General features: G+C 59.2%; 12 protein-coding genes. All 12 read left to right on the top strand.

The window, feature by feature from the left end:
- Positions 1-168 precede the first annotated feature (168 nt).
- Positions 169-1212: a rod shape-determining protein MreB gene (mreB, locus tag D4100_RS23865; RefSeq protein ID WP_065506655.1), complete on the top strand. Its 1044-nt coding sequence runs from the start codon at positions 169-171 to the stop codon at positions 1210-1212.
- Positions 1213-1306: 94 nt separating this feature from the next.
- Entirely contained in the window at positions 1307-2311 is a 1005-nt protein-coding gene (gene mreC / locus D4100_RS23860; protein ID WP_119805399.1) for a rod shape-determining protein MreC, read from the top strand.
- Positions 2308-2796, top strand: coding sequence for a rod shape-determining protein MreD (gene mreD, locus D4100_RS23855; protein WP_065506653.1), 489 nt, complete (start codon positions 2308-2310; stop codon positions 2794-2796). Before mreC ends, mreD begins: the two co-directional genes overlap by 4 nt.
- A gap of 8 nt (positions 2797-2804) precedes the next feature.
- Positions 2805-3389, top strand: coding sequence for a Maf family protein (locus D4100_RS23850; RefSeq protein WP_119805398.1), 585 nt, complete (start codon positions 2805-2807; stop codon positions 3387-3389).
- Positions 3390-3427: 38 nt separating this feature from the next.
- Positions 3428-4897, top strand: a complete 1470-nt coding sequence (gene rng, locus D4100_RS23845) for a ribonuclease G (RefSeq protein ID WP_065506651.1) — start codon at positions 3428-3430, stop codon at positions 4895-4897.
- 95 nt (positions 4898-4992) lie between these two features.
- On the top strand, positions 4993-8805 hold the full coding sequence (gene yhdP / locus D4100_RS23840) for an AsmA2 domain-containing protein YhdP (protein ID WP_119805397.1): 3813 nt from the start codon (positions 4993-4995) through the stop codon (positions 8803-8805).
- Positions 8802-9662 (top strand): deaminated glutathione amidase, encoded by an 861-nt coding sequence (gene nit1 / locus D4100_RS23835; RefSeq protein WP_065506649.1) that lies wholly within the window; start codon positions 8802-8804, stop codon positions 9660-9662. The genes yhdP and nit1 overlap by 4 nt, the downstream gene beginning before the upstream one ends.
- A 7-nt stretch (positions 9663-9669) precedes the next feature.
- Positions 9670-11115 (top strand): metalloprotease TldD, encoded by a 1446-nt coding sequence (gene tldD / locus D4100_RS23830; protein WP_065506648.1) that lies wholly within the window; start codon positions 9670-9672, stop codon positions 11113-11115.
- A gap of 267 nt (positions 11116-11382) precedes the next feature.
- Complete coding sequence (locus D4100_RS23825) at positions 11383-13056, top strand: ShlB/FhaC/HecB family hemolysin secretion/activation protein (protein ID WP_119805396.1); 1674 nt, start codon at positions 11383-11385, stop codon at positions 13054-13056.
- 26 nt (positions 13057-13082) lie between these two features.
- Positions 13083-22946: a hemagglutinin repeat-containing protein gene (locus tag D4100_RS23820; RefSeq protein WP_119805395.1), complete on the top strand. Its 9864-nt coding sequence runs from the start codon at positions 13083-13085 to the stop codon at positions 22944-22946.
- Between the two features lie 13 nt (positions 22947-22959).
- Positions 22960-23190, top strand: a complete 231-nt coding sequence (locus tag D4100_RS23815) for a hypothetical protein (RefSeq protein ID WP_119805394.1) — start codon at positions 22960-22962, stop codon at positions 23188-23190.
- Between the two features lie 105 nt (positions 23191-23295).
- On the top strand, positions 23296-24033 hold a 738-nt coding region (locus D4100_RS23810), incomplete at its 3' end, for a hemagglutinin repeat-containing protein (protein ID WP_147417768.1).

Here is a 24033-nt window from a genome sequence, read left to right as displayed (position 1 = left end):
TGTTCAGGGAATTCAGGCCTCATCCAATTTTCGTGCATTCGAGCAGAAACAATACAGACTATTTTTCACCGAAGCAGAACATTTTTGCGCCTTGTCGCTGCTTCGTGTGGTTGGTAAAGTAGGCGGATTTTATTTTCCGCCCCCAGCTTGCAGGATTATCCCTTAGTTATGTTTAAGAAATTTCGTGGCATGTTTTCCAATGACTTGTCCATCGACTTGGGTACCGCCAATACCCTGATTTATGTTAAAGGGCAAGGCATTGTACTGAACGAACCGTCGGTGGTTGCCATTCGCCAGGATCGTGCCGGTTCACCCAAGAGCGTTGCGGCCGTGGGCCATGGCGCCAAACAGATGCTGGGCCGTACGCCTGGCAATATCGCGGCTATTCGCCCGATGAAAGACGGCGTGATCGCCGATTTCTTCGTGACCGAAAAAATGCTGCAGCACTTTATCAAACAGGTTCACAGCAACAGCTTCATGCGACCAAGCCCGCGTGTGCTGGTGTGCGTACCTGTTGGCGCAACTCAGGTTGAACGCCGCGCCATTCGCGAATCCGCCCAAGGGGCCGGTGCGCGTGAGGTGTTTCTGATTGAAGAACCGATGGCTGCGGCAATCGGTGCAGGCTTGCCGGTATCGGAAGCGACCGGTTCAATGGTTGTGGATATCGGTGGCGGTACTACTGAAGTGGCGGTGATCTCACTGAACGGTGTGGTGTACTCCTCTTCCGTACGTATCGGTGGCGATCGTTTCGACGAAGCCATCATTAATTATGTGCGTCGTAACTATGGCTCGCTGATTGGTGAAGCCACTGCTGAACGCATCAAGCACGAAATCGGCTCAGCCTATCCGGGCGACGAAGTGCTGGAAATCGAAGTTCGCGGCCGTAACCTGGCTGAGGGCGTGCCACGCGGCTTTACCCTGAACTCCAATGAAATCCTCGAAGCGTTGCAGGAGCCGTTGACCGGCATCGTCAGCGCGGTGATGGTGGCGCTGGAACAGTGTCCGCCGGAGCTGGCCTCTGACATTTCCGAACGCGGTATGGTGTTGACCGGCGGTGGCGCACTGCTGCGCAATCTGGATCGCCTGCTGATGGAAGAAACCGGTATTCCGGTAGTCGTGGCAGAAGATCCACTGACCTGCGTAGCCCGCGGCGGCGGCAAGGCGTTGGAAATGATCGACATGCATGGCGGCGATTTGTTCAGCGAAGAATAGTCAGCCCCAGGAAGGAGGAATCGTATCGGATGACAGCGCAAAGCGAAAATCAGGTACGGTTCCTCTTTCTGTTGTCGAGGAACTCGCATAATTTATGAAGCCGATTTTTAGCAGGGGGCCTTCCCTGCAACTCCGACTTTTTTTGGCGGTGATTGCGGCCATTGGCCTGATCGTTGCCGATAGCCGTCTCGGTACGTTCGTGAAAATTCGCACCTACATGGACACGGCCGTCAGCCCTTTCTATTTTTTGGCCAATGGGCCACGTAAAGTTTTGGACGGCGTTTCAGAAACGCTGGCTACCCGCCAACAGCTGGAGCTGGAAAACCGGGCTCTGCGGCAGGAACTGTTGCTGAAAAACAGCGATATTCTTCTTCTTGGCCAATTCAAGCAGGAAAACGCCCGCTTGCGTGAGCTGTTAGGCTCGCCGCTGCGCCAGGATGAACACAAAATGGTCACCCAGGTGATCTCCACCGGCTCCGACCCTTATAGCGATCAAGTGGTGATCGACAAAGGCTCGGACAACGGCGTTTATGAAGGCCAGCCGGTGATCAGCGATAAAGGCGTGGTCGGCCAGGTGGTAGCGGTGGCGAAGGTCACCAGCCGCGTGCTGCTGATTTGCGACGCTTCTCACGCGCTGCCGATTCAGGTACTGCGCAACGATATCCGGGTGATTGCCGCAGGCAGCGGTTGCGCCGACGATTTACAGCTCGAGCATCTGCCGAACAATACCGATATCCGCGCAGGGGACGTGCTGGTGACTTCAGGCCTGGGCGGCCGCTTCCCGGAAGGTTATCCGGTAGCGGTAGTTTCCTCGGTCAAAGTGGATAACCAGCGCGCTTATACCGTGATCCAGGCGCGGCCAACCGCAGGTCTGCAACGTTTGCGCTACCTGCTGCTGCTTTGGGGCGCCGATCGCAATGGCGATATGCCGCTGCCGCCCGATGAAGTTCACCGTGTCGCCAATGAACGCCTGATGCAGATGATGCCGCAGGTGCTGCCGCCGGCCGACGCCATGGGGCCGCAACCGTCCCTGCCTGCAGCGGCAACCGGCGCCGCTGCGCCGCAGACCGCCGCACCGGCTGCGGGAGCCGCACAATGAACCGCTACCGCAGCAACGGGCGCTGGATAATCTGGCTATCATTTTTGGTGGCGCTGGTGCTGCAAATCATGCCGTGGCCGGAGCAAATTTATATGTTCCGGCCGTCCTGGCTGGCTTTGATCCTGATTTACTGGGTGATGGCGTTGCCGCACCGGGTGAACGTCGGCACCGGCTTCGTGCTGGGGCTGGTTATGGATCTGATCCTCGGCTCCACGCTGGGCGTACGCGCACTGGCGTTGGGCATCATCGCCTACCTGGTGGCGTTCAAATTCCAGCTGTTCCGCAATATGGCGCTATGGCAACAGGCGCTGATCGTCGTGCTGTTATCCCTGGCGATGGACGTTGTGGTGTTCTGGGCTGAGTTTTTAGTGATCAACGTCTCTTTCCGCCCAGAGGTGTTCTGGAGTAGTGTGGTTAACGGCATTCTGTGGCCGTGGTTGTTCCTGCTGATGCGCAAAATCCGCCGTCAGTTCGCCGTACAATGAGGATTGCAATGACTTCGCTTTATCTGGCCTCCGGCTCTCCGCGTCGACGTGAATTACTGACCCTGCTGGGCGTTCCGTTTGAAATTATCCTGACGGATACCGAAGAGCAGCGTCAGGAAGGGGAAGCCGCAGAAGCCTATGTGCGCCGTCTGGCGCAGGACAAGGCCAAAGCGGGCGTGGCGCTGGCGCAGCAGGACTGGCCGGTGCTGGGCGCGGATACTATTGTGGTACTCAACGGCCGGGTGTTGGAAAAACCGCGCGACGAAGCGCATGCGGCAGAAATGCTGGCGCTGCTCTCGGGCAAGCAGCATCAGGTGATGACCGCAGTGGCGATCGCCGATAGCCAGGACGTTTTGTGCCAACTGGTGGTGACAGACGTGACGTTCCGCAACCTGTCACACCAGGATATCTGCGACTATATTGCAACGGGCGAGCCGATGGATAAAGCGGGCGCCTACGGAATTCAAGGAAAGGGTGGTTGTTTCGTCAGAACGATAACCGGGAGTTATCACGCGGTGATGGGCTTGCCGCTGGTCGAAACACATGAGCTGCTCAGTCATTTTGTCGCATTACGTGATGTAAGAACCGGTTGATGGGCGCTGCCATTATCGACCGGCTCTGAGGAGAAGGCATGACAGCTGAGCTACTGGTTAATATCACACCGTCTGAAACGCGGGTTGCCTATATTGATGGCGGCATCCTGCAAGAGATCCACATCGAACGCGAATCCAAACGCGGCATCGTCGGCAATATTTATAAAGGGCGCGTAAGCCGCGTCTTGCCGGGCATGCAGGCGGCATTCGTCGATATCGGCCTGGACAAGGCCGCCTTCCTGCACGCCTCCGATATCATGCCGCACACCGAATGCGTCGCCGGTGACGAGCAGAAGAATTTCCACGTGCGCGATATCGCCGAACTGGTGCGCCAGGGGCAGGATCTGATGGTGCAGGTGGTGAAAGATCCTCTTGGCACCAAAGGCGCGCGCCTGACCACCGATATTACCCTGCCTTCGCGTTATCTGGTGTTCATGCCGGGTGCGGCGCACGTTGGCGTTTCACAGCGCATTGAAAGCGAAGCCGAGCGCGAGCGGTTGAAAAAGGCCGTAGCCGCCTACTGCGACGAACTGGGCGGTTTTATCATCCGCACTGCGGCGGAAGGCATCGGCGAAGAAGAGCTGTCGCAAGACGCCGCATTCCTCAAGCGCCTGTGGACCAAGGTCATGGAGCGCAAAAAGCGCAATCAGACCAAATACAAATTGTACGGCGAACTGGCGTTGGCGCACCGCATTCTGCGCGATTTCGCCGGTGCGGCGTTGGACAGGATCCGCATTGATTCGCGCCAGACTCACGATCAACTGGTGGAGTTTACCGGCGAATACATTCCGGACATCACCGACAAGCTGGAGTTGTACACCGGCAGCCAACCGATCTTCGACCTGTACGATGTCGAAAACGAAGTCCAGCGGGCGCTGGAGCGCAAGGTGGAGCTGAAATCCGGCGGTTACCTGATCATCGACCAGACCGAGGCGATGACCACCGTGGATATCAACACCGGTGCCTTTGTCGGCCACCGCAATCTCGACGAAACCATTTTCAATACCAATATCGAAGCGACGCAGGCCATTGCCCGCCAACTGCGGTTGCGCAATCTGGGCGGCATCATCATCATTGACTTCATCGACATGAACAATGACGAACATCGCCGCCGGGTACTGCATTCGCTGGAGCAGGCGTTGAGTAAAGATCGGGTAAAAACCACGATCAACGGCTTCTCTCAGCTAGGCTTAGTGGAAATGACGCGTAAACGCACGCGCGAAAGCATTGAACATGTGCTGTGTCATGATTGTCCTACCTGTAATGGGCGCGGCACCGTGAAAACGGTGGAAACCGTCTGCTACGAAATTTTGCGTGAAATTGTGCGTGTACACCATGCTTACGATTCCGATCGTTTCCTGGTATACGCCTCTGCGGCGGTTGGCGAAGCGCTGAAAAGCGAAGAATCGCATGCGCTGGCCGAAGTGGAAATCTTCGTTGGCAAACAAGTTAAGGTGCAGATCGAACCCTTGTACAGCCAGGAACAGTTTGACGTTGTCATGATGTGATCGTTGGCCCTCACTCCATACCTCACCCCGAGGTAGGGTGAGGACGAACAGTCGAGAGATTCCCGTTGCCAGGCAGCGGAAGCAAGGAGAACTGCGTGAGGCGACTGCCTGGGATTTTGTTAGCAACAGGCGCCACTCTGGTTGTTGTTGTGGCGTTACTGATCAGTGGGCTGCGTCTGGCACTGCCTGAGCTGAACAAGTACCGCCCTCAAGTGCTGGAAAAAGTGGCGAGCCTCACCGGCGTGCCTTTCCAGGTCGACTTCATGCAGGGGAGTTGGGAAACCTTCGGCCCGCAGCTTGAAATGCGTAACGTGCGCGCCACGCTGCCCAAGAGCAATTTGCACATCGAACGCGTTACGCTGGCGCTGGACGTGTGGCAGTCGTTGCTGCACTGGCGCTGGCAGTTTCGCGATCTCACCTTTTATCAATTCCAGCTCGATATGAACACCACGCTGGGTGGCGATGATCACAAGGGCAACACCATCGAGCCGGGCAAAATCAGCGATCTGATGCTGCACCAGCTCGATCATTTTGATCTGCGCGACAGCCGAGTCTCTTTTCTAATGCCTTCCGGCGCACGCGCCGAATTCGAAATCCCGCAGCTCACCTGGCTTAATGGCCGCGATCGCCACCGTGCCGAAGGGCAGCTTAGCCTGTCGACGCTGAATGGCCAGCACGGCGTGGTGCAGCTGCGCATGGATCTGCGCGATAACCAGGGGTTATTGAATACCGGTACGATCTATATGCAGGCCGATAACATTGACATGAAGCCGTGGTTTACCCGCTGGTTGCGCGCCAATACCGGCCTGGAGAGCGCTGATTTCAGCCTGGCGGCCTGGCTGCAGATTAAAAACGGCGATATAGCCGGCGGCAACGCATTGTTGAAACAAGGCGCGGCGAACTGGAACGTGGGAACAAAACAGCACCGGCTGGACGTGGATAACCTGGCGCTGGCGCTCAGCCGTCAGGGCAATGGCTGGCGGGTTGAGGTGCCACAGCTCAGGTTGCAAACCGACGGCAAGGTCTGGCCGCAGGGCCGGCTTTCGGCGCTGTGGTTGCCGGAAAATACCGAATTTATGGGGCCGGAGCAGAACGAGGAATTGCGCGTCCGCGCCACCGATATTCAGCTTGAGCGGCTGGCGGCGTTGTTGCCCACGTTCTCATTCCTCAGCCCGGACGTATTGGAGCGCTGGAACGATTTACAGCCGCAGGGCAAGCTCGATGCGCTGGCGCTCGACATCCCGCTGAAGCAACCGGAAAAAACCCGCTTCCAGGCCCGCTGGCAGGATGTCAGTTGGCAGCACTGGAAACTGCTGCCGGGGGTGAATCACTTCTCCGGCGCGCTGAGCGGCGGCGTGGAGAATGGCCGCCTGACGTTGGGTCTCAACAACAGTACCTTGCCTTACGGCGACATGTTCCGCGCCCCGCTGGAAGTCAGCAGTGCACGCGGTGCGCTGACCTGGCTTTACAACGATCAGGGCTGGGAACTGGCCAGCAAGAACCTGGATGTGAAGGCCAAATCGCTGTGGGTTAACGGCGATTTCCGCTACCAGCAGCCGGCGAAAGGCGACCCCTGGCTGAGCATTTTGGCCGGTATCCGTTTGTACGATGGGGCGGACGCATGGCGTTACTTCCCCGAACCGCTGATGGGCAAGCACCTGGTGGATTACCTTGGCGGCGCCATCCAGGGCGGCCAGGTGGATAACGCCACGCTGATTTACGCCGGCGATCCGCAGCATTTCCCTTATCGCAAGAACGAAGGGCAGTTTGAAGTGTTCGTGCCGCTGCGTCATTCCACCTTTCAGTTCCAGCCGGGCTGGCCGGCACTGACCGATCTGGCGATCGACCTCGACTTTGCCAATCAGGGGTTGTGGATGAATGCTCCGCAAACCAAATTGGGCAAGGTGGACGGCAAGAATATTACGGCGGTCATTCCGGACTACCTGAAAGAACGCTTGCTGATTGACGCCGACGTGGCGGGCGAAGGCGCGGAGATCCATAACTATTTTAACCAGACCCCGTTGCATGATTCGCTCGGTTCCGCCCTGGATGAGCTGCAGATTGGCGGTAATGTCAGTGGGCGCTTACATCTCGATATCCCCTTGAACGGCGAGCTGGTGCGTGCGCAGGGTGAGGTCGCGCTGAACAACAATTCGCTGCTGGTGAAGCCGATTGAAAGCGAGCTGAAACAGGTCAGCGGCAAATTCCGCTTCGATAACGGCAATCTGACAAGCGACACGCTGTCGGCTAACTGGTTCGGGCAGCCGGTGGCGGTGAATTTCACCACCCAAGAAGGCAAAAGTGACTATAAGGTCAATGTTGGCCTGAAAGCTGACTGGTTGCCGGCTAAATTCCCCGGCATACCGCAGGAAGTGAGCGACGCGCTGAGCGGCAGCGCGCCCTGGCAGAGCCAGGTTGCGATCGTCCTGCCACATCAGGGTGCGGCCAGTTATGACATCGGCCTCGATGCCGACCTCAAAAAAGTAAGCAGTCACTTACCGCCACCGCTGGATAAACCGGCGGGTGAGCCCTTGCCGTTGAGCGTTAAGGTGAAGGGCGGACTGAATGGGTTCATGTTGACCGGCAGCGCAGGCAGGCAAAACCGCTTCAACAGCGAATGGATCTTTGCCAAAAAACAGGTGACGCTGGCGCGCGCCGCATGGCAAACCGATGCCGGCGCTACGCCGCCGTTGCCGGGCAGCCCCTCGTTGACGCTGAATCTGCCGCCGCTGGACGGTGAAAAATGGCTGGCGCTGTTGGCGCCGGCGCTAAAACAAGGCGGTGGCTCGGGCCAGGTGGGCGGTTTTAATTTCCCGACCACAGTGGCGCTGAAAACGCCGCAATTGATGCTGGGCGGCCAGGCATGGCACAAGCTGCAACTGACGGCGGAGAAACAACCGGGTGGCACGTTGGTCAGCGCCAAGGGCGATGAAGTCGACGGCAACCTGCAGGTCGCGGATCGCGGGCCATGGCGTGCGGACATCAACTACCTCTATTACAACCCGCAGTTCAGCACGGACAAGAGCGCCCCGGCGGCGACCAACCCGTTGGCCGTTGCGGATAAAGTTTCCTTCAGTGACTGGCCCTCGCTGATGCTGCGCTGCAAGTCGTGCTGGGTGATGGGGCAGAACCTCGGTAAGGTCGAAGCCGATCTGGCCAATCAGGGGGATACCCTGACGTTGGAGCATGGGTTGATCGACACCGGCAAAGGGCGCATGACCGCCAGCGGCCTGTGGAAGCAAAACGCGCAGGAAGAGCGCAGTTCGCTGAAAGGCAAGTTGCTGGGCGGCAAGATCGACGAAACCGCCGCCTTCTTTGGGATCACCACCCCGCTGAAGGGAGCGCCTTACGATGTCGATTTCGACCTGTACTGGCGTGGCCAACCCTGGAAACCGCAGGTGGACACTCTCAGCGGCGCGTTGACGATTAAAATGGGCAAGGGCGAGATCGACAGCATCGGTGGCGGCCGTGCCGGCCAATTGCTGCGTTTGGTGAGTTTCGATGCCCTGTTGCGCAAGCTGCAGTTTGATTTCAGTGATACCTTCGGTAAGGGCTTCTACTTTGACTCCATCCGCAGCACCGCGTGGATGAAAGATGGCATAATGCATACCGACAATCTTTTGGTTGACGGGCTGGCGGCGGACATCGCCATGAATGGCCAGATTGATCTGGCGCGTCGGCAGATTGATATGGAAGCGGTGGTGGCGCCGGAGATCTCCGCCACGGTCGGCGTGGCGACGGCGTTCGTGATCAACCCGATCGTCGGTGCGGCGGTGTTTGCCGCCTCCAAAGTGTTGGCACCGCTGTGGAACAAGATCTCGCTGATTCGCTATCACATCAGCGGCAGCCTGGATCAGCCGAAAATTAACGAGGTGTTGCGTAAGCCAAAGGAGAATAAGGCGTCATGAGAAATGCTAACGTTGCGTTGTTACAGTTGTGCAGTGGCGATCGGGTGCGCGATAACCTGGCCCAGATTGAACAGCAGATCAAGCAGCTCAATGCCGGAGTAAAACTGGTCATGACGCCGGAGAACGCGCTGCTGTTCGCCAACTCTGCCGCTTATCGCCAGCATGCGGAAGCGCAGGGCGATGGCCCTCTGCAACAGGCGGTACGCGAGTTGGCGCGGCGCTATGGCGTATGGTTGCTGGTCGGTTCGATGCCGTTGATCAGCCGCGAAAATCCTGCGTTGATCACCACCAGCAGCCTGCTGTTTGACGACCAGGGTGAAATCCGGGCGCGCTACGACAAGCTGCATATGTTCGACGTGGACATTAACGACTCCCACGGCCATTATCGGGAATCGGACACTTACCAACATGGTCAGCAGTTGACCGTGGTGGATACGCCGGTCGGCCGTCTTGGCATGACGATATGTTACGACCTGCGCTTCCCGGCCCTGTATCAGGCGCTGCGCGCACAGGGGGCGGAGCTGATTTCCGTGCCGGCCGCCTTTACCCGCGTGACCGGCGAGGCGCATTGGGAAATCCTGCTGCGCGCAAGGGCGATTGAAAACCAGTGCGTGATCCTGGCGCCGGCGCAGGTGGGTAGCCACGGCCCGACCCGCCGCACCTGGGGCCACTCGCTGGCGGTGGACGGTTGGGGCAAGGTGCTGGCCGAAAACCCGGATGCGGTTTCGGCGTTGAAAGTACGGGTCGACACTGCCGGCCTCAGCACCCTTCGCGCGCAAATGCCGGTATTGCAACACAACAGATTCCAGACGTCGCTGACGGCGCCGTTTGAAAAAACCTCCTCCAATAAAGAGTGAAAAAATTATGAGCCTGACGTTTGTCAGTGAGCAGTTACTTGCTGCGAATAAGTTGAGCCACCAGGACCTGTTCTCTGTCTTGGGGCAACTGGCCGAACGCCGCCTCGATTACGCCGACCTCTATTTTCAGTCCAGCTACCACGAGGCCTGGGTGATTGAAGACAGCATCATCAAGGACGGTTCTTATAATATCGACCAGGGCGTTGGGGTGCGCGCCGTCAGCGGCGAAAAAACCGGGTTCGCCTATGCCGATCAGATAACCCTGAACGCCTTGCATCAAAGCGCCCAGGCGGCGCGCAGCATCGTGCGTGACAGCGGTGACGGCCGGGTGCATACGCTGGGTGAGATCAGCCATAAGGCGCTGTATCCGCTGCTCGATCCGCTGCAAAGCCTGCCGCGCGAAGAGAAAATTGCCCTGCTGCACCGCGTCGACAAGGTTGCCCGTGCGGCCGATAAGCGGGTACAGGAAGTGAGCGCCAGCATCACCGGCGTGTATGAGCAAATCCTGGTGGCCGCGACCGACGGCACCCTGGCGGCGGACGTTCGCCCGCTGGTACGTCTTTCCGTCAGCGTGCTGGTGGAAGAAGACGGCAAGCGCGAACGCGGCTCCAGCGGCGGCGGCGGCCGTTTCGGTTATGACTACTTCCTGGAAATCGCCGATGGTGAAGTTCGCGCGGACGCTTACGCCAAAGAAGCGGTACGCATGGCGTTGATCAACCTTTCCGCCGTCGCGGCCCCGGCCGGCAATATGCCTGTGGTGCTGGGGGCCGGCTGGCCTGGCGTGCTGCTGCATGAAGCGGTAGGTCACGGCCTGGAAGGCGATTTCAACCGTCGCGGCACCTCGGTGTTCAGCGGTCAGATGGGCCAACTGGTGGCTTCCGAGCTTTGCACCGTGGTGGACGACGGCACCCTGCAGGGGCGCCGCGGTTCGCTGGCCATCGATGATGAAGGCGTGCCGGGACAGTACAATGTGCTGATCGAAAACGGCATCCTGAAAGGCTACATGCAGGACAAGCTTAATGCGCGCCTGATGGGCGTTGCGCCGACCGGCAACGGCCGCCGCGAGTCCTATGCGCATCTGCCGATGCCACGTATGACCAACACTTACATGCTGGCGGGCAAATCCACGCCGGAAGATATCATCGCCAGCGTGGAGTACGGCCTGTATGCGCCGAACTTTGGCGGTGGCCAGGTGGATATCACCTCCGGCAAGTTTGTGTTCTCCACCACTGAAGCCTATCTGATCGAAAAAGGCCGCATCACCAAGCCGGTGAAGGGCGCGACGCTGATCGGCTCCGGCATTGAGGCGATGCAGCAGATTTCGATGGTCGGCAACGATTTGGCGTTGGATAAAGGCGTGGGCGTTTGCGGCAAAGAAGGGCAAAGCCTGCCGGTGGGCGTCGGCCAGCCGACCCTGAAACTGGATATGCTGACCGTTGGCGGTACCGCGTAGTTCTTTTCCGGGGCCGGTTCACGGCCCCAATAAATCCGTTTTTTGCGGTGCTTATCGCATTAGCCATAATTAAGACGGATTCGCTGCTTTTTCCGATTAGAGAAAACCAATAAGCCATTTTTAAGTGTAAAAACTGATTTTATGGGGTTTTTATTTAAGATTTTCTTGTTTGGTTAGTCTATCTAATGTTTACCCGATAATTTATGCCTTGTTACCTGCCTTGCGTAGCCTTTAGAATGCCGAAAAATCATACGGACGGCCTTCTGAATGGATTCAGTAACTCGGCGGCTATCAGCCGCTTTACTTTGCATTTTCTTTTCCTCCGCTACCGGTGCAAACCTGCTTAGCCCGGCGGATCGCGACAGTATTCAACAACAGCAGCGTGAATTGCTTGAGCAAAATCAGCAGCAGCGGCAGGAGCTGCAACGCAGTCTGACGCCGACGTTGCCCGCGCCTGCAGAATCAAACGCCAGTTCTGGCGGCCCCTGCTTCACCATCACCACCCTTCGGCTGGAAGGCGCGGATCACCTGCCGGCCAGCGCGCGGCAGGAACTAACCCAAGCCTACCTGCAACGCTGCCTGAATCTGGGCCAAATCCAAACGCTGGTACGGAAGATCTCCGATTGGTATATCAGCCGTGGCTATATCACCAGCCGCGCATTTCTGACCGAGCAGGATTTGTCGCGTGGCGAGCTGCGGCTGTTGGTGCTGGAAGGCAAGCTGGAAAAGATCCTGCTGGAGCAGCACGACGATCGCATGCTGAAAATGGCTTTCCCCGGCCTGCAGGGCAATATTCTTAATCTGCGCGATATCGAACAGGGCATGGAGCAGATCAACCGCCTGCGGCAGCAGCCGATACAGATTGAGATTCTGCCCGGCAGCAGGCCGGGTTATTCGGTGGTCAATTTGAGCGCCAAACCCGAATTCCCGCTGACGCTGGGGCTGGGGTTTGATAATAGCGGTCAGAAGAGTACCGGCACCGGTCAAATCAACGGTTCGCTGACCGGCAATAATTTGTTGGGTGTGGCGGACCAGTGGTTCGTTTCCGGCGCGCGCAGCAGCGATTTTGCCAAGGATCACAATGCACGCAGCGTGCAGGCCGGCGTCAGCCTGCCTTATGGCTATTGGCTGCTGGATTATAACTATGCCTACAGCGACTACCTGGCCACCATCAACAATCAGGGCTTTGACTGGCGATCCAGCGGCGACAGCCAGACTCACCGATTGAGCCTGTCGCGGGTGCTGTTTCGCGACGGTGAAATGAAAACCGGCCTGTCTCTGGGGCTGACGCACCGCATTAACCGTAACGCTCTCAACGATACCCGGTTGGAAAGCAGCAGTCGCAAGTTGACCAGCGTCACGCTGGGGCTCAGCCATAGCCAGAAATTGCTGGGCGGATTCGCCACGTTAAACCCGGCTTACAGCCGCGGCGTGCCCTGGCTGGGTGCCGAAGACGACAGCGGTAAAATCAAGGAAGCGCCACGCGCCGAGTTCCACAAGCTTTCGCTTTCCGGCAGTTACTACCTGCCGCTGACGCAGGACTGGACTTACCTCACCAGCCTGTATGGCCAGTGGACACCCCAGCATTTGTACGGCAGCGAGCGCCTGACTATTGGCGGCGAAAGCTCGGTGCGCGGCTTCAAAGAGCAGTATCTTTCCGGCGACAAGGGCGGCTACTGGCGCAATGAACTTAACCGGTCGCTGGTGACGCTGCCGTATCTGGGCAGTATCAACGCCCTGGCCGCGCTGGACGGCGGCTGGCTGCATCACGACGCGCTGGACGCCAACGCTTCCGGCACGCTGTGGGGCGGTGCCATCGGGCTGGGAAGCCGCAACCGTTATTTCGGCAGCCAACTGACCGTCGGTTGGCCGCTGGCTTATCCAGACTGGCTGAGGCCGGATCGGGTGTCGGTGTATTACCGGGTCAATATCGTACTTTAACGCTAACGTACAGGAAGGTTTCAGGGATGAAACATAAAAACAATCAACCGCTTAATACCTATCAGCGCCTGCTGAGCTACACCCTGTGCGGCCTGCTGGCCGGCCAGCCGCTGCTTCCGGTTTTTGCCGCAGGCGTTAACGTCGCCGAAGGCAATACCCGTGTCGATCAGGCTGCCAACGGCGTGCCGGTGGTCAATATCGCCACGCCAAACCAGGCCGGTATTTCTCATAATAAATACAACGATTTCAACGTCGGCAAAGAAGGCTTGATCCTCAATAACGCCACCGGTCAGCTCAACCAGAGCCAACTGGGCGGCCTGATCCAGAATAACCCCAACCTGCAGGCCGGCAAGGCGGCGCAGGGCATCATTAACGAAGTGGTGGCGCCCAATCCTTCACAACTGCAAGGCTACCTGGAAGTGGCGGGCAAGCAGGCCAGCGTGATGGTGGCCAACCCTTATGGCATTACCTGCGACGGCTGCGGTTTTATCAATACCCCCAACGTGACGCTGACCACCGGCAAACCGGTGCTGGGCGCTGACGGCAAGCTGCAGGCGCTGGAAGTGACTCAGGGGGCGATCACCGTTCAGGGCCAAGGGCTGGACGCCAGCCAGAGCGATAAATTCGCCCTGATCGCTCGCGCCACCGAGATCAACGCAAAACTGCATGCCAAAGACGCCCGCATCACGCTCGGTGCCAATCGGGTAGACGCGGCAGGCAACGCCACGCCGATCGCCGGCCACGGCGCGGCACCCAGAGTGGCTATCGACACTGGCGCGCTCGGCGGCATGTATGCCAACCGCATCCATCTGGTGTCCAGCGAACAGGGCGTGGGGGTGAATCTCGGCAACCTTAACGCCCGCGAGGGGGATATCAACCTCGACGCCAGGGGCAGGCTGACGCTGCACAATTCGTTGGCGCAGGGTGCGTTGAGCGCGAATGCGGCCGACCTGGCGCTGAGCGGCAGCCACCAGGCCGGGCAGGCGATAACCCTGAACAGCGGGGGCAATATCGCGTTGAATCAGGCCACGCTGAGCGCGGCAGGCGATATGGCGCTTAACGCGGCCGGCAAACTGCAGGCCGACGGCAGCACACTGTTGGCCGGCGCCGATCAGCAACAACGGGCCACCGGCGGGCAAAGGCTGAAGGTGAAAACCGGGGAGCAGCAATGGAATAACAGCCGCCTCACGGCCGGGACGATAACGGCGCAGGCGCAACGTGACCTGCAACTGGACGGTACATCAACGCTCACCGGGCTGAAGCAGTTGGATCTGCAAGCCGGCGCGTTGACGCTGGCGGGTAAGGTTGCCTCCGGCGGCGATCTGCAACTGAACGCCGCTAGCCTCAACGGTGGAGCGACCAGCCGGGTGACCGCCGAAGGCGATATCGGGCTGACGCTCAGCGGCGATGGCGACTGGCAGGGAACATTGACTGCCGGGCGTGATCTGCAACTGCAGGCCAACACGTTGAAAAACCATGGCCAATTGGCCGCCAATCGCGACAGCCGGGTTCAGGCACAGCAACTGAGCAACACCGGATTGATGCAGGCGCAGGGGGCGCAGAACCTGACCGGCAGGCAGTTGGATAACAGCGGCAAACTGCAGGCGGGCGGCGCGCTGACGATCAACGCCGATGGCGTGAACAATCAGGGGCTGATTGGTTCTCAACAACGGCTTGATTTGACGGTGAAAAACGGCCTGAACCTGGGCGGTTCTCTGTATGCCGACGGCCCGCTGAGGGTACGGGCGGGCGAGTTTTTACTGGCCGGCAGCGCTACCGGCAAACAGGGCGTAGCATTTAATGGCGGCGTGCTGAAAACCGCGCAGGGTTCTTCGCTACTCAGTGATGGCGACATCGCGCTCCAGGCGGATGAGGTGCGGCTCGGTGGTTTGCTTTCTGCGGAGCGCGAGCTGACGATCGACAGCCAACGGATGATTGCCGCTGCGAGCGGACAAACCCAGGCCAAACAGGGCATGTCTCTGAAAGCCACCGAGGGTGCGCAACTTGCCGGGGTGTTCAGCACCCTGGGGGATCTGAAGGTCAGCGGCGCGACGGTGGACAATACCGCAGAGATCGGCGCGCGCAACCTCGACTGGCACGGGAATTATTTGAACCAGCGTGGGCAGTTGCACGCCAGTGAGCAATTGACGCTGGCCGTCAATCGTCTTGATCAGCAGGGTGAATTGCTGGCCGGCCAGCAACTGACTCTGCGCGGCGAACGGCTGGCCAACAGTGGATCAATAGGTGCTGCGGCGCTGGATTTGGCCTTCACGCAGTCGGTAGACAACCTGGGCGAGCTGGTGGCGGAGAATGCGCTGACGCTGGCCGCCCCGCTGCTGAATAACGCCGGACGGCTTGCGGCGACCGATGTCGCAATCAATACAAGCGCTCTGGAAAACGGTGGGCTGCTGCAGGCCAAAGGCAAGGCGGATGTCGCTGCCAACGAGCTGCAGAACCGCCTGTCGGGCAGGATCCTGGCCGGCGGTGCGCTGGGGCTGCAAGCTGTGCAACTGAACAATGCCGGCAAGCTGCAGGGGCAGGTTATTGATATCACCGCGCAGCGCTGGGACAACGCCGGCAGCGCGCTGGGCATTGACGGGCTGACCGCCCGGGTCGGCCAACTGGATAACCCGGGGCAGGTATTGAGCCGCGGGGCATTGGCGTTGAACGCCGACGTGCTGGACAACGGCGGTAAGGTCCTGACGGAAGGCGCGCTGAGGCTGAAAGCCGGCAGCGTCGATAACCGGGGGGAAGTACAGGGCGACAGCGCGCAGATCGAAGCCGACGCGTTGAACAACAGCGGCAACCTGATCGGCGTGAAAAAGCTGGCGCTGCAACTGCAACAGGATCTGCATAATCTTGCCGCTGGCCAGTTGCTGAGCGGCGGCGAACTCAACGTCGCGGCGGCAGCGGTCAATAACGCCGGGCTTTGGCAGGGCGATCGCATTCTGCTGTCGGCGCGGCAGCTGGATCATACCGGTACCTTGCAGGCGAAACAGTTGATCCGCGTGGATCTGAACGGCGATCTCAACGCCGGCGCGGGCAGCAAAATCGTCTCTAATGGCGAAGCGGCGCTGACGGCGCTGGCGTTGAACAATCAGGGCAGCTGGCAGGCTGCCGCATTGCGCCTGAAAGGCGACAACCTGAATAACGGCGGTGTGTTGACCGGCGTTAACCGGCTTGATGCCGAGATGGCCGGTGCAGCAGTGCAGCAGGCCTCGGGGCAGATGCTGAGCGACGGCGAATTGCGACTGAATGCGGAACGCATCGATAATCCGGGCCTGATGCAGGCGGGGGATCTGCGGCTCACGGCCGTGCAATTGGACAACGGTGGCAGGCTGCTGGGAAAAAACAGCCTTAACGCTGAGCTGAGTGGGGTATTCAATAACCTGGCCGGCGGCAACGTGCGCAGCCAAAATGCGCTGCAACTGACGGCGGCAGAGCTGAACAACGCCGGTGAGATGCAGGGCGATGGCCGCAGCGAACTGCGGCTGGATCGTCAGTTGATCAACCCGGGCAAACTGATCGTCGGCGGCGCATTGGATCTGCAGGCGCCAACGCTGAATAACGCTGGCTGGCTGCAGGCGGGTAGTCTGATCTTCAACGGATCTCAGCTTGATAACAGCGGTACACTGCTTGCCGCCGGTGATAACCAACTGACGCTTAACCACCTGAATAATCAGGGGACGCTGCAAGGCGGCAATCTGCAACTCAAGGCGGACAGCCTGGAGAATGCCGGTACGCTGCTGGCTACGCGCCAGATGGCGATCGAAGCGCGGCAGATGGATAACCGACAGGGTGGCAAGCTGTTCAGCGCCGGTGATGCGGTGCTGGCAGGCAGCCTGTTGAATCAGTACGGCCAACTGGTGGCGCTGGGCAACATCGCGCTGACGCTGAAAGAGGCCTTTACTCAGCAAGGTACCCTGGCGGCGGGCAATGCGCTGAGCCTTGAGGCCGATGGCGATATTCTGCTGCAAGGGACCACTCAGGGGCAAAGCCTGAACCTGCGCAGCCGCGGGCTGCTGACTAACGCCGGCACGGTACGCGGCGGTGGTGGAGAGGTGCGTCTCGAGGCTGAGCGCATCAAACAAAACGATGGCGCCAGCCTGCAATCGGGCGGGCGGGTGCAACTGCTCAGCCGCAGCGACATTACCAACAACGGTTTTATCGGCACCGCCGGCGATCTGCTGCTGATTGCCGCCAATCAGCTGTTTAACAGTGGCATGCTGTACGGCGGTGGCAATATGCAGCTGATGGCGGATCGCATCGTCAACCAGCGCGGCGATATTCTGGCGGGCAACAGTCTGTGGATGCAGAAAGATGCCGACGGCAATGCCAACAGCGAGATCGTCAATACTTCCGGCACCGTCGAGACCGAAAACGGCGATATCCAGATAAAAACCGCGCACCTGCTTAACCAACGTGATGGCCTGAAAACCTCGGTTACGCAGGAGGATCTGACGCAGAAATACGATTGGTTGAACGGCGCTACCGCCAGCATTCCATTGAGTTTCTTTAACGACGACGAGTATGGCTACTACACCGTTACCACCTGGCATCAATTGGCGGGGAATGACGCGCGGGAAATCACCAAGGTGTATACCTACGCCTCGCCGTATGCCACCACCCGTGAGGTGGCGCTGTCGGTCAGCAAAGTGACGGTCAGCAGCGAGGGCGGTGCGGCGCGCATTGCCGCCGGTCGCAATATGGCTGTGAATGCCGCGACCCTGGATAACCTGGCCAGCGATATTCTGGCCAACGGGGATATTGCGCTCTCCGGCGGCACACTGAATAACCAGTCCTGGGCGGCGGGTACGGAAACGCGTTATCAAACTTATGCCTATCAAAAACCTGCGCTGCCGGGCTCGGATCGCCCACCTCGGGTATCGGAGGTTTCCCCCATCAACGACTATTCGAAAGGGAAAATCGACGATAAACATATTCACTACAAGGCCAGTGGTGAGGTGCGGACCGAACGCACCGACGATGGCGTCTACCGTTCGGTAATTCAGGCGGGCGGTGCGGTTAACGCCAGCTTTACCGACACGATCAGCAACACGGCGGTAACGCCGAATGCCGGCAGCCTGAGCCATACGATCGTCCGGCCGACGCTCGACAGCCTGCAACAACCGGATGCCGTCGACGGCGTACAGCAGCAAGGGCTGGCGGGCGATCAGGGTGTCGCCGTCGGCGGCCCGGCGTGGCGCGACAGTCTGCAGAGTGCATTGGGTTCGCTCGGCAACAACGCCGCCGAACTGGCGGATTATCCGCTGCCGAATGGCGGTAATGGCCGCTTTGTCCCGACCGAGGATCCGAACAGCCCGTATCTGATCACCACCAACCCCAAACTGGAAGGTCTGGGGCAACTGGACAGCGGCCTGTTCAACGATTTGTACGCCATGCTGGGCCAGCAGCCCGGCGCTGCGCCGCGTGAGAATGACAGCCGCTTCACTAACGAGACGCAGTTTATCGGTTCGGCTTATTTCCTCGATCGTCTCAAATTGAATCCGGACTACGACTACCGCTTCCTTGGCGATGCGGCGTTCGATACCCGTTATATCAGCAACGCCCTGCTGACTCAGACCGGTAAGCGTTATATCGACGGCGTCGGCTCCGATCTGCAGCAGATGCAACAGCTTATCGACAATGCCGCCCAGGCGCAGAGCGGCCTGAATTTGCAGCTCGGGATCAGCCTGACGCCGCAGCAGGTGGCACAGCTGGACAGCAGCATCGTCTGGTGGGAGAAGGTGACGGTCAATGGCCAAAGGGTGCTGGCACCGAAGCTGTACCTGGCCAAAAAAGACCTGGCACCGCTCAGTGGAAGCGTGATTGCAGGCAACAGCGTTAATCTGAACGCCGGCAGCATCGGCAACGACGGCAGTACGTTGCAGGGCGGCGAACGGCTGAGCGTTACCAGCCAGAACGGCATCAGCAATATCAATCGCGGGCTGATCGACGCCGCGGGCGAACTGCAACTCACCGCCATCGGCGATATCAACAATGTCGGTTCCACCCTCAGCGGCCGGCAGGTGGCGCTGGAAAGTCTCGACGGCAGCATCATCAACAAAACCCAGACTCGTCAATGGGATGCCAAAGGTTCTCTGGGCGGCGAGTCCCTGGCTCTGTCACGCACTGAAATCGGCAATATTGCCGCCATCAGCGCCGAAGGCGGGCTGAGCATGCAGGCCGAGCGGAACATCGACATCACCGGCGCTAAGGTGACCTCCGGTGGTGGGATGAGCCTGCAAGCGGGTGGCGACGTTAACCTGATAGCCAACAACACCTATACCGCCGACAGCGCGGATGGCGGCCGCTGGGGGGGCGGGCGTAAAGAAAGCGAAGTGCGCGGCAACCAGGCCAGTGAGATCAGCGCAGGCGGGGCGCTGGGCGTGAAAGCCGGGCAGGATCTTAACCTGACCGCCAGCCAGATCGGCAGCAAGGGGGATGCTGCATTGAGCGCAGGCCGCGACATTAATCTGCACACCGCCGAACAGAGCCAACGCCAGAAAACCGACGGCAACGAGCGCATCGGCAGTGGCGCCACTCGCAGCACCCTCACCAGCGGCGGCGATTTGCAGTTGCAGGCCGGGAGTGACCTGAACTCGCAGGCGGCGGCGATAGTGGCGGATAACCATGTCGGGCTGAACGCTGGGCGTGACCTTAACCTCAACGCACAGCAAAGCCGGGAGTATCAGGCGAGCCACGGCGGCGGCAAGCAGCAGGTGAACGAATCTTTCCGCCAACAAGGCACTGAAATCGCCAGCGGCGGCGATACGCACATGCAGGCCGGACGCGACGCGACCCTCAACGCTGCGCAGGTGCAGGCAGGCGGCGACGTCTCGGTCAACGCCGGGCGCGATATCGCGCTCAACAGCGCCACCGAGAGCGACTACAGCTTCTTCGAGGAGACCAAAACCAGGAAAGGCTTGCTGTCCAAAACCACCACCCATACGGTGAAAGAGGACTATGCCACCCACGAGAAAGGCAGCTTGCTGAGCGGCAATAACGTCTCGCTCAACGCCGGCAACGACCTGAAGGTACAGGGCTCGACGGTAGTGGGCGACGGCAAGGTCAATCTGCAGGCAGGCAATAATGTCGCGATCGTGGCGGCCACCGAAGAACAATCGAGTTACCGGCTGAACGAGAAGAAAACCAGCGGCATGTTCAGCGGCGGCGGCATCGGCGTAACCTTCGGCAGTAAATCTTCGCGCCATCAATTGAACGAAGACGGCACCACCCAAAGCCAGAGCGTCAGCACCATTGGCTCGACCGGCGGCGACGTGAATATCATGGCGGGCGGCAAGGCGCATATCGGCGGCGCGGATGTGATTGCGGATAAAAACCTGTCGGTGATTGCGGATAGTGTGCAAATCGATCCGGGTCAGGATATTCGCCGCCGTGATGAAACCTTCGAGCAAAAGCAGAGCGGTTTGAGCCTTGCTTTGTCCGGCACGGTAGGCAGTGCGGTTAACAGCGCGGTGACGACTGCCCAGCAGGCGAAGAAGGAAACCGATGGCCGACTGGCGGCGTTGCAGGGTACCAAAGCGGCCTTGTCCGGCGTACAGGCATTGCAGGCGGGGCAACTGGCCGAAGCCGGGAATACCGATACCCAAGAGGGCAGCATGGTGGGCGTCAGCGTTTCGCTTGGTGCGCAGAAATCGTCGTCAACACAGCATCAGGAGCAAACCAGCGTTACCGGTTCAACGCTCAGTGCGGGCAATAATCTGCAGGTGACCGCTACCGGGAAAGGGAGCAGCGCCAACAGCGGCGATATCGCGATAGTCGGCAGTCAACTGAAGGCCGGTGGAGACACAACGCTGAGCGCTGAGCGTGATTTGCTGCTGCTGGGCGCTGCCAACACGCAGAAAACGGAGGGTAGCAACAAGAGCAGCGGGGGTAATGTCGGTATCAGCATTGGTGTCGGCCAGCAAACCGGGCTGAGCGTATTCGCCAATGCCAACAAGAGCCAGGGCAGTGAGCATGGCGACGGCACCTTCTGGAGCGAAGCAACGGTCGACAGTGGCGGCACATTATCCATGCGCAGCGGCCGGGATACTACCTTGGCAGGGGCGCAGGCCAGCGGTGAAACGGTGAAGGTGGATGCCGGACGCAATCTGACCTTGCAGAGCCAACAAGACAGCGACAACTATGACGCGAAACAGACCAGCGTCAGCGGCGGTGTCAGCGTGGCGATCATTGGCGGCGGCGGTTCCGCCAACCTGAGCATGAGCCGTGACAAGCTGCACAGTAATTACGACAGCGTACAGGAGCAGAGTGGGCTGTTTGCCGGCAAGGGCGGCTATGATGTTAAGGTAGGCAAGCATACGCAATTGGACGGCGCGGTGATTGCCAGTACTGCTCCCGCGGATAAAAACCGCCTTGACACTGGCACGCTCGGCTTCAGCGATATCCATAACCAGGCGGACTTTAAGGCCGAACATCAGGGCGGCAGTCTCAGCAGCGGTGGCCCGGTGGGGTCGGACTTGCTGACCAACCTTGCGGGCGCAGCGCTCTCCGGTGCGGGTAATAAGGGGCACGCAGAAGGCACCACGCAGGCGGCGGTGTCGGGCGGTAGCGTGGTCATTCGGGACACGGCGAATCAGCAGCAGGATGTCAATCAACTGAGCCGGGATACCGATAACGCCAACGGCAGCATCGGGCCAATCTTCGACAAGGAGAAAGAGCAGAACCGGCTGAAGCAGGCGCAGCTTATCGGCGAGATAGGCCGGCAGGCGATGGATGTTATCCGCACGCAGGGTGACATCAATGGGTTGCAGACGGCGAAAGCGAAGTATCCGGGGCTGGATGCGAAAGCGTTGCGCGAAACGCCGGAATACAAAGCGGAGATGCAGAAATACGGTACCGGCAGCGACCTGCAAAAGGCAGCGCAGGCGGTAACCGGAGCGCTGCAGGGGCTGGCGGGCAACAATCTGGCGGGGGCGTTGGCGGCCGGTGCCGCGCCGTATCTGGCGACGGAAATCAAGACGCGGGTCGGTGAAGCGAACCCGGCAGCCAACGCGATGGCGCATGCGGTGCTGGGTGCGATAACGGCGGAGCTGAACCACCAGTCTGGTGTCGCCGGTGCAGTGGGGGCCGGCGGCGGTGAACTGGCGGCACGGGTGATAGCCGGCGAGCTGTTCCCGGGACGCAAAGTTGGCGAGCTGAGTGAAGGCGAGAAACAGCAGGTCAGCGTCCTGAGCCAACTGGCGGCAGGGCTGGCGGGCGGAGTGGCAACAGGGAATACAGCCGGTGTGGTGACCGGTTCTCAGGCCGGGAAGAATGCGGTTGAGAATAACTTCTTGGCGGTTCCTGCGCCGGTTCCGCCACCGGTAGCGGTGCCGAATGCTTCTGTTAATGGTGCTGGAGGCAATGAGGCGTGGGATGCTGATGATGGCTCAGATCCAAGTAAGTCTCGTGAAGAGAACGCGCGGCAGCCGAATGTGGCGAAGGATCTGACGGACGAGGATAAAGCGGAGCTGGGTGGGTCGGGATCTGGGACTCCGGGTGGGCATGGGCCGGAGGATGAGGAGAATGCTCGGAATCAGGAAGCTCTTCAACATGGCTTCTCAAAGGATAAACTTAACCAAGCTGCTTCAGCCCCTAATAGAAATGGTTTGACTGATGCAGGTCGTGCTTTGCAGAAGCATGGTGGAAGGGATGGTTCTGTTTATTCTTATACAAGCCAAAAGGCCGCTGTTTTAAACCAAGAGGCTCAAGCAATAGTTAACGATATTTTGAATAACCCTAGTACGAAAGTGGAAACTAGAGTTGTATTCGAAAATAAGCAAAGAATTACTGTGCTTGAAGCAACTGCTCCTGATGGGCGTGCTTTGCGCTTTAATGCTGATGGTTCAAGGCTGATTGGTTTTAGAGAGCCGCCGATTAAATGATAAGGATTACATTATGTTGGAATATAGCGTAGGAAGCTCTATGGACAGGGAGGATCTTTATGCTGAATTATCATTTAATAGAATTCAGTGGGGAGAAATCTCATTATCAGAGGATAGAAAATCCGTGAATATTATTATTTATCCCAATGATAATGATGTTCTTGAATTCAAGTATGATGAGTTTTTACATCTTGTCGAGAAGGCCAAAAACCATCTTCTCAAGCTGGAACCATTAGCAGAATGAAGATCCCGGCCAGCTGGCCGGGATTTTTACATCTAAGCCCTAAAAACTTCCTCATCCCGCCGCTACAACTGGATCATGATCTCCAGCTAGCACGTTAACACGCGGGTGCAGGGCGGCGAACGGCTGAGCGTTACCAGCCAGAGCGGCATCAGCAATATCAATCGCGGGCTGATGGACGCCGCGGGTGAACTGCAACTCACCGCCATCGGCGACATCAACAATGTCGGTTCCACCCTCAGCGGCCGGCAGGTGGCGCTGGAAAGTCTCGACGGCAGCATCATCAACAAAACCCAGACCCGCCAATGGGATGCTAAAGGGACGCTGGGCGGCGAGTCCCTGGCCCTGTCGCGCACTGAAATCGGTGATATCGCCGCCATCAGCGCCGAAGGCGGGCTGAGCATGAAGGCGGGTGGCAACATCGACATCACTGGCGCGAAGGTGACCTCCGGCGGTGGGATGAGCCTGCAAGCGGGCGGCGACGTTAACCTGATTGCCAACAACACCTATACCGCCGATGAACATAACGGCAACGAGCGCATCAGCAGTGGCGCTATTCGCAGTACCCTCACCAGCGGCGGCGATTTGCAGTTGCAGGCCGGGCGTGACCTGAACTCGCAGGCGGCGGCGATAGTGGCGGATAACCATGTCGGGCTGAACGTCGGGCGTGACCTTAACCTCAACGCGCAGCAAAGCCGGGAGTATCAGGCGAGCCACGACGGCGGCAAGCAGCAGGTGAACGAATCTTTCCGCCAACAAGGCACTGAAATCGCCAGCGGCGGCGATACGCACATGCAGGCCGGACGCGACGCGACCCTCAACGCTGCGCAGGTGCAGGCAGGCGGC

It is taken from the genome of Serratia inhibens, assembly GCF_003591175.1.
GTDB classification, from domain to species: Bacteria; Pseudomonadota; Gammaproteobacteria; order Enterobacterales; family Enterobacteriaceae; genus Serratia; species Serratia inhibens.
The sequence above is the reverse complement of the archived record's forward strand: the minus strand, read 5'-3'. Positions and strand labels throughout refer to the sequence as shown.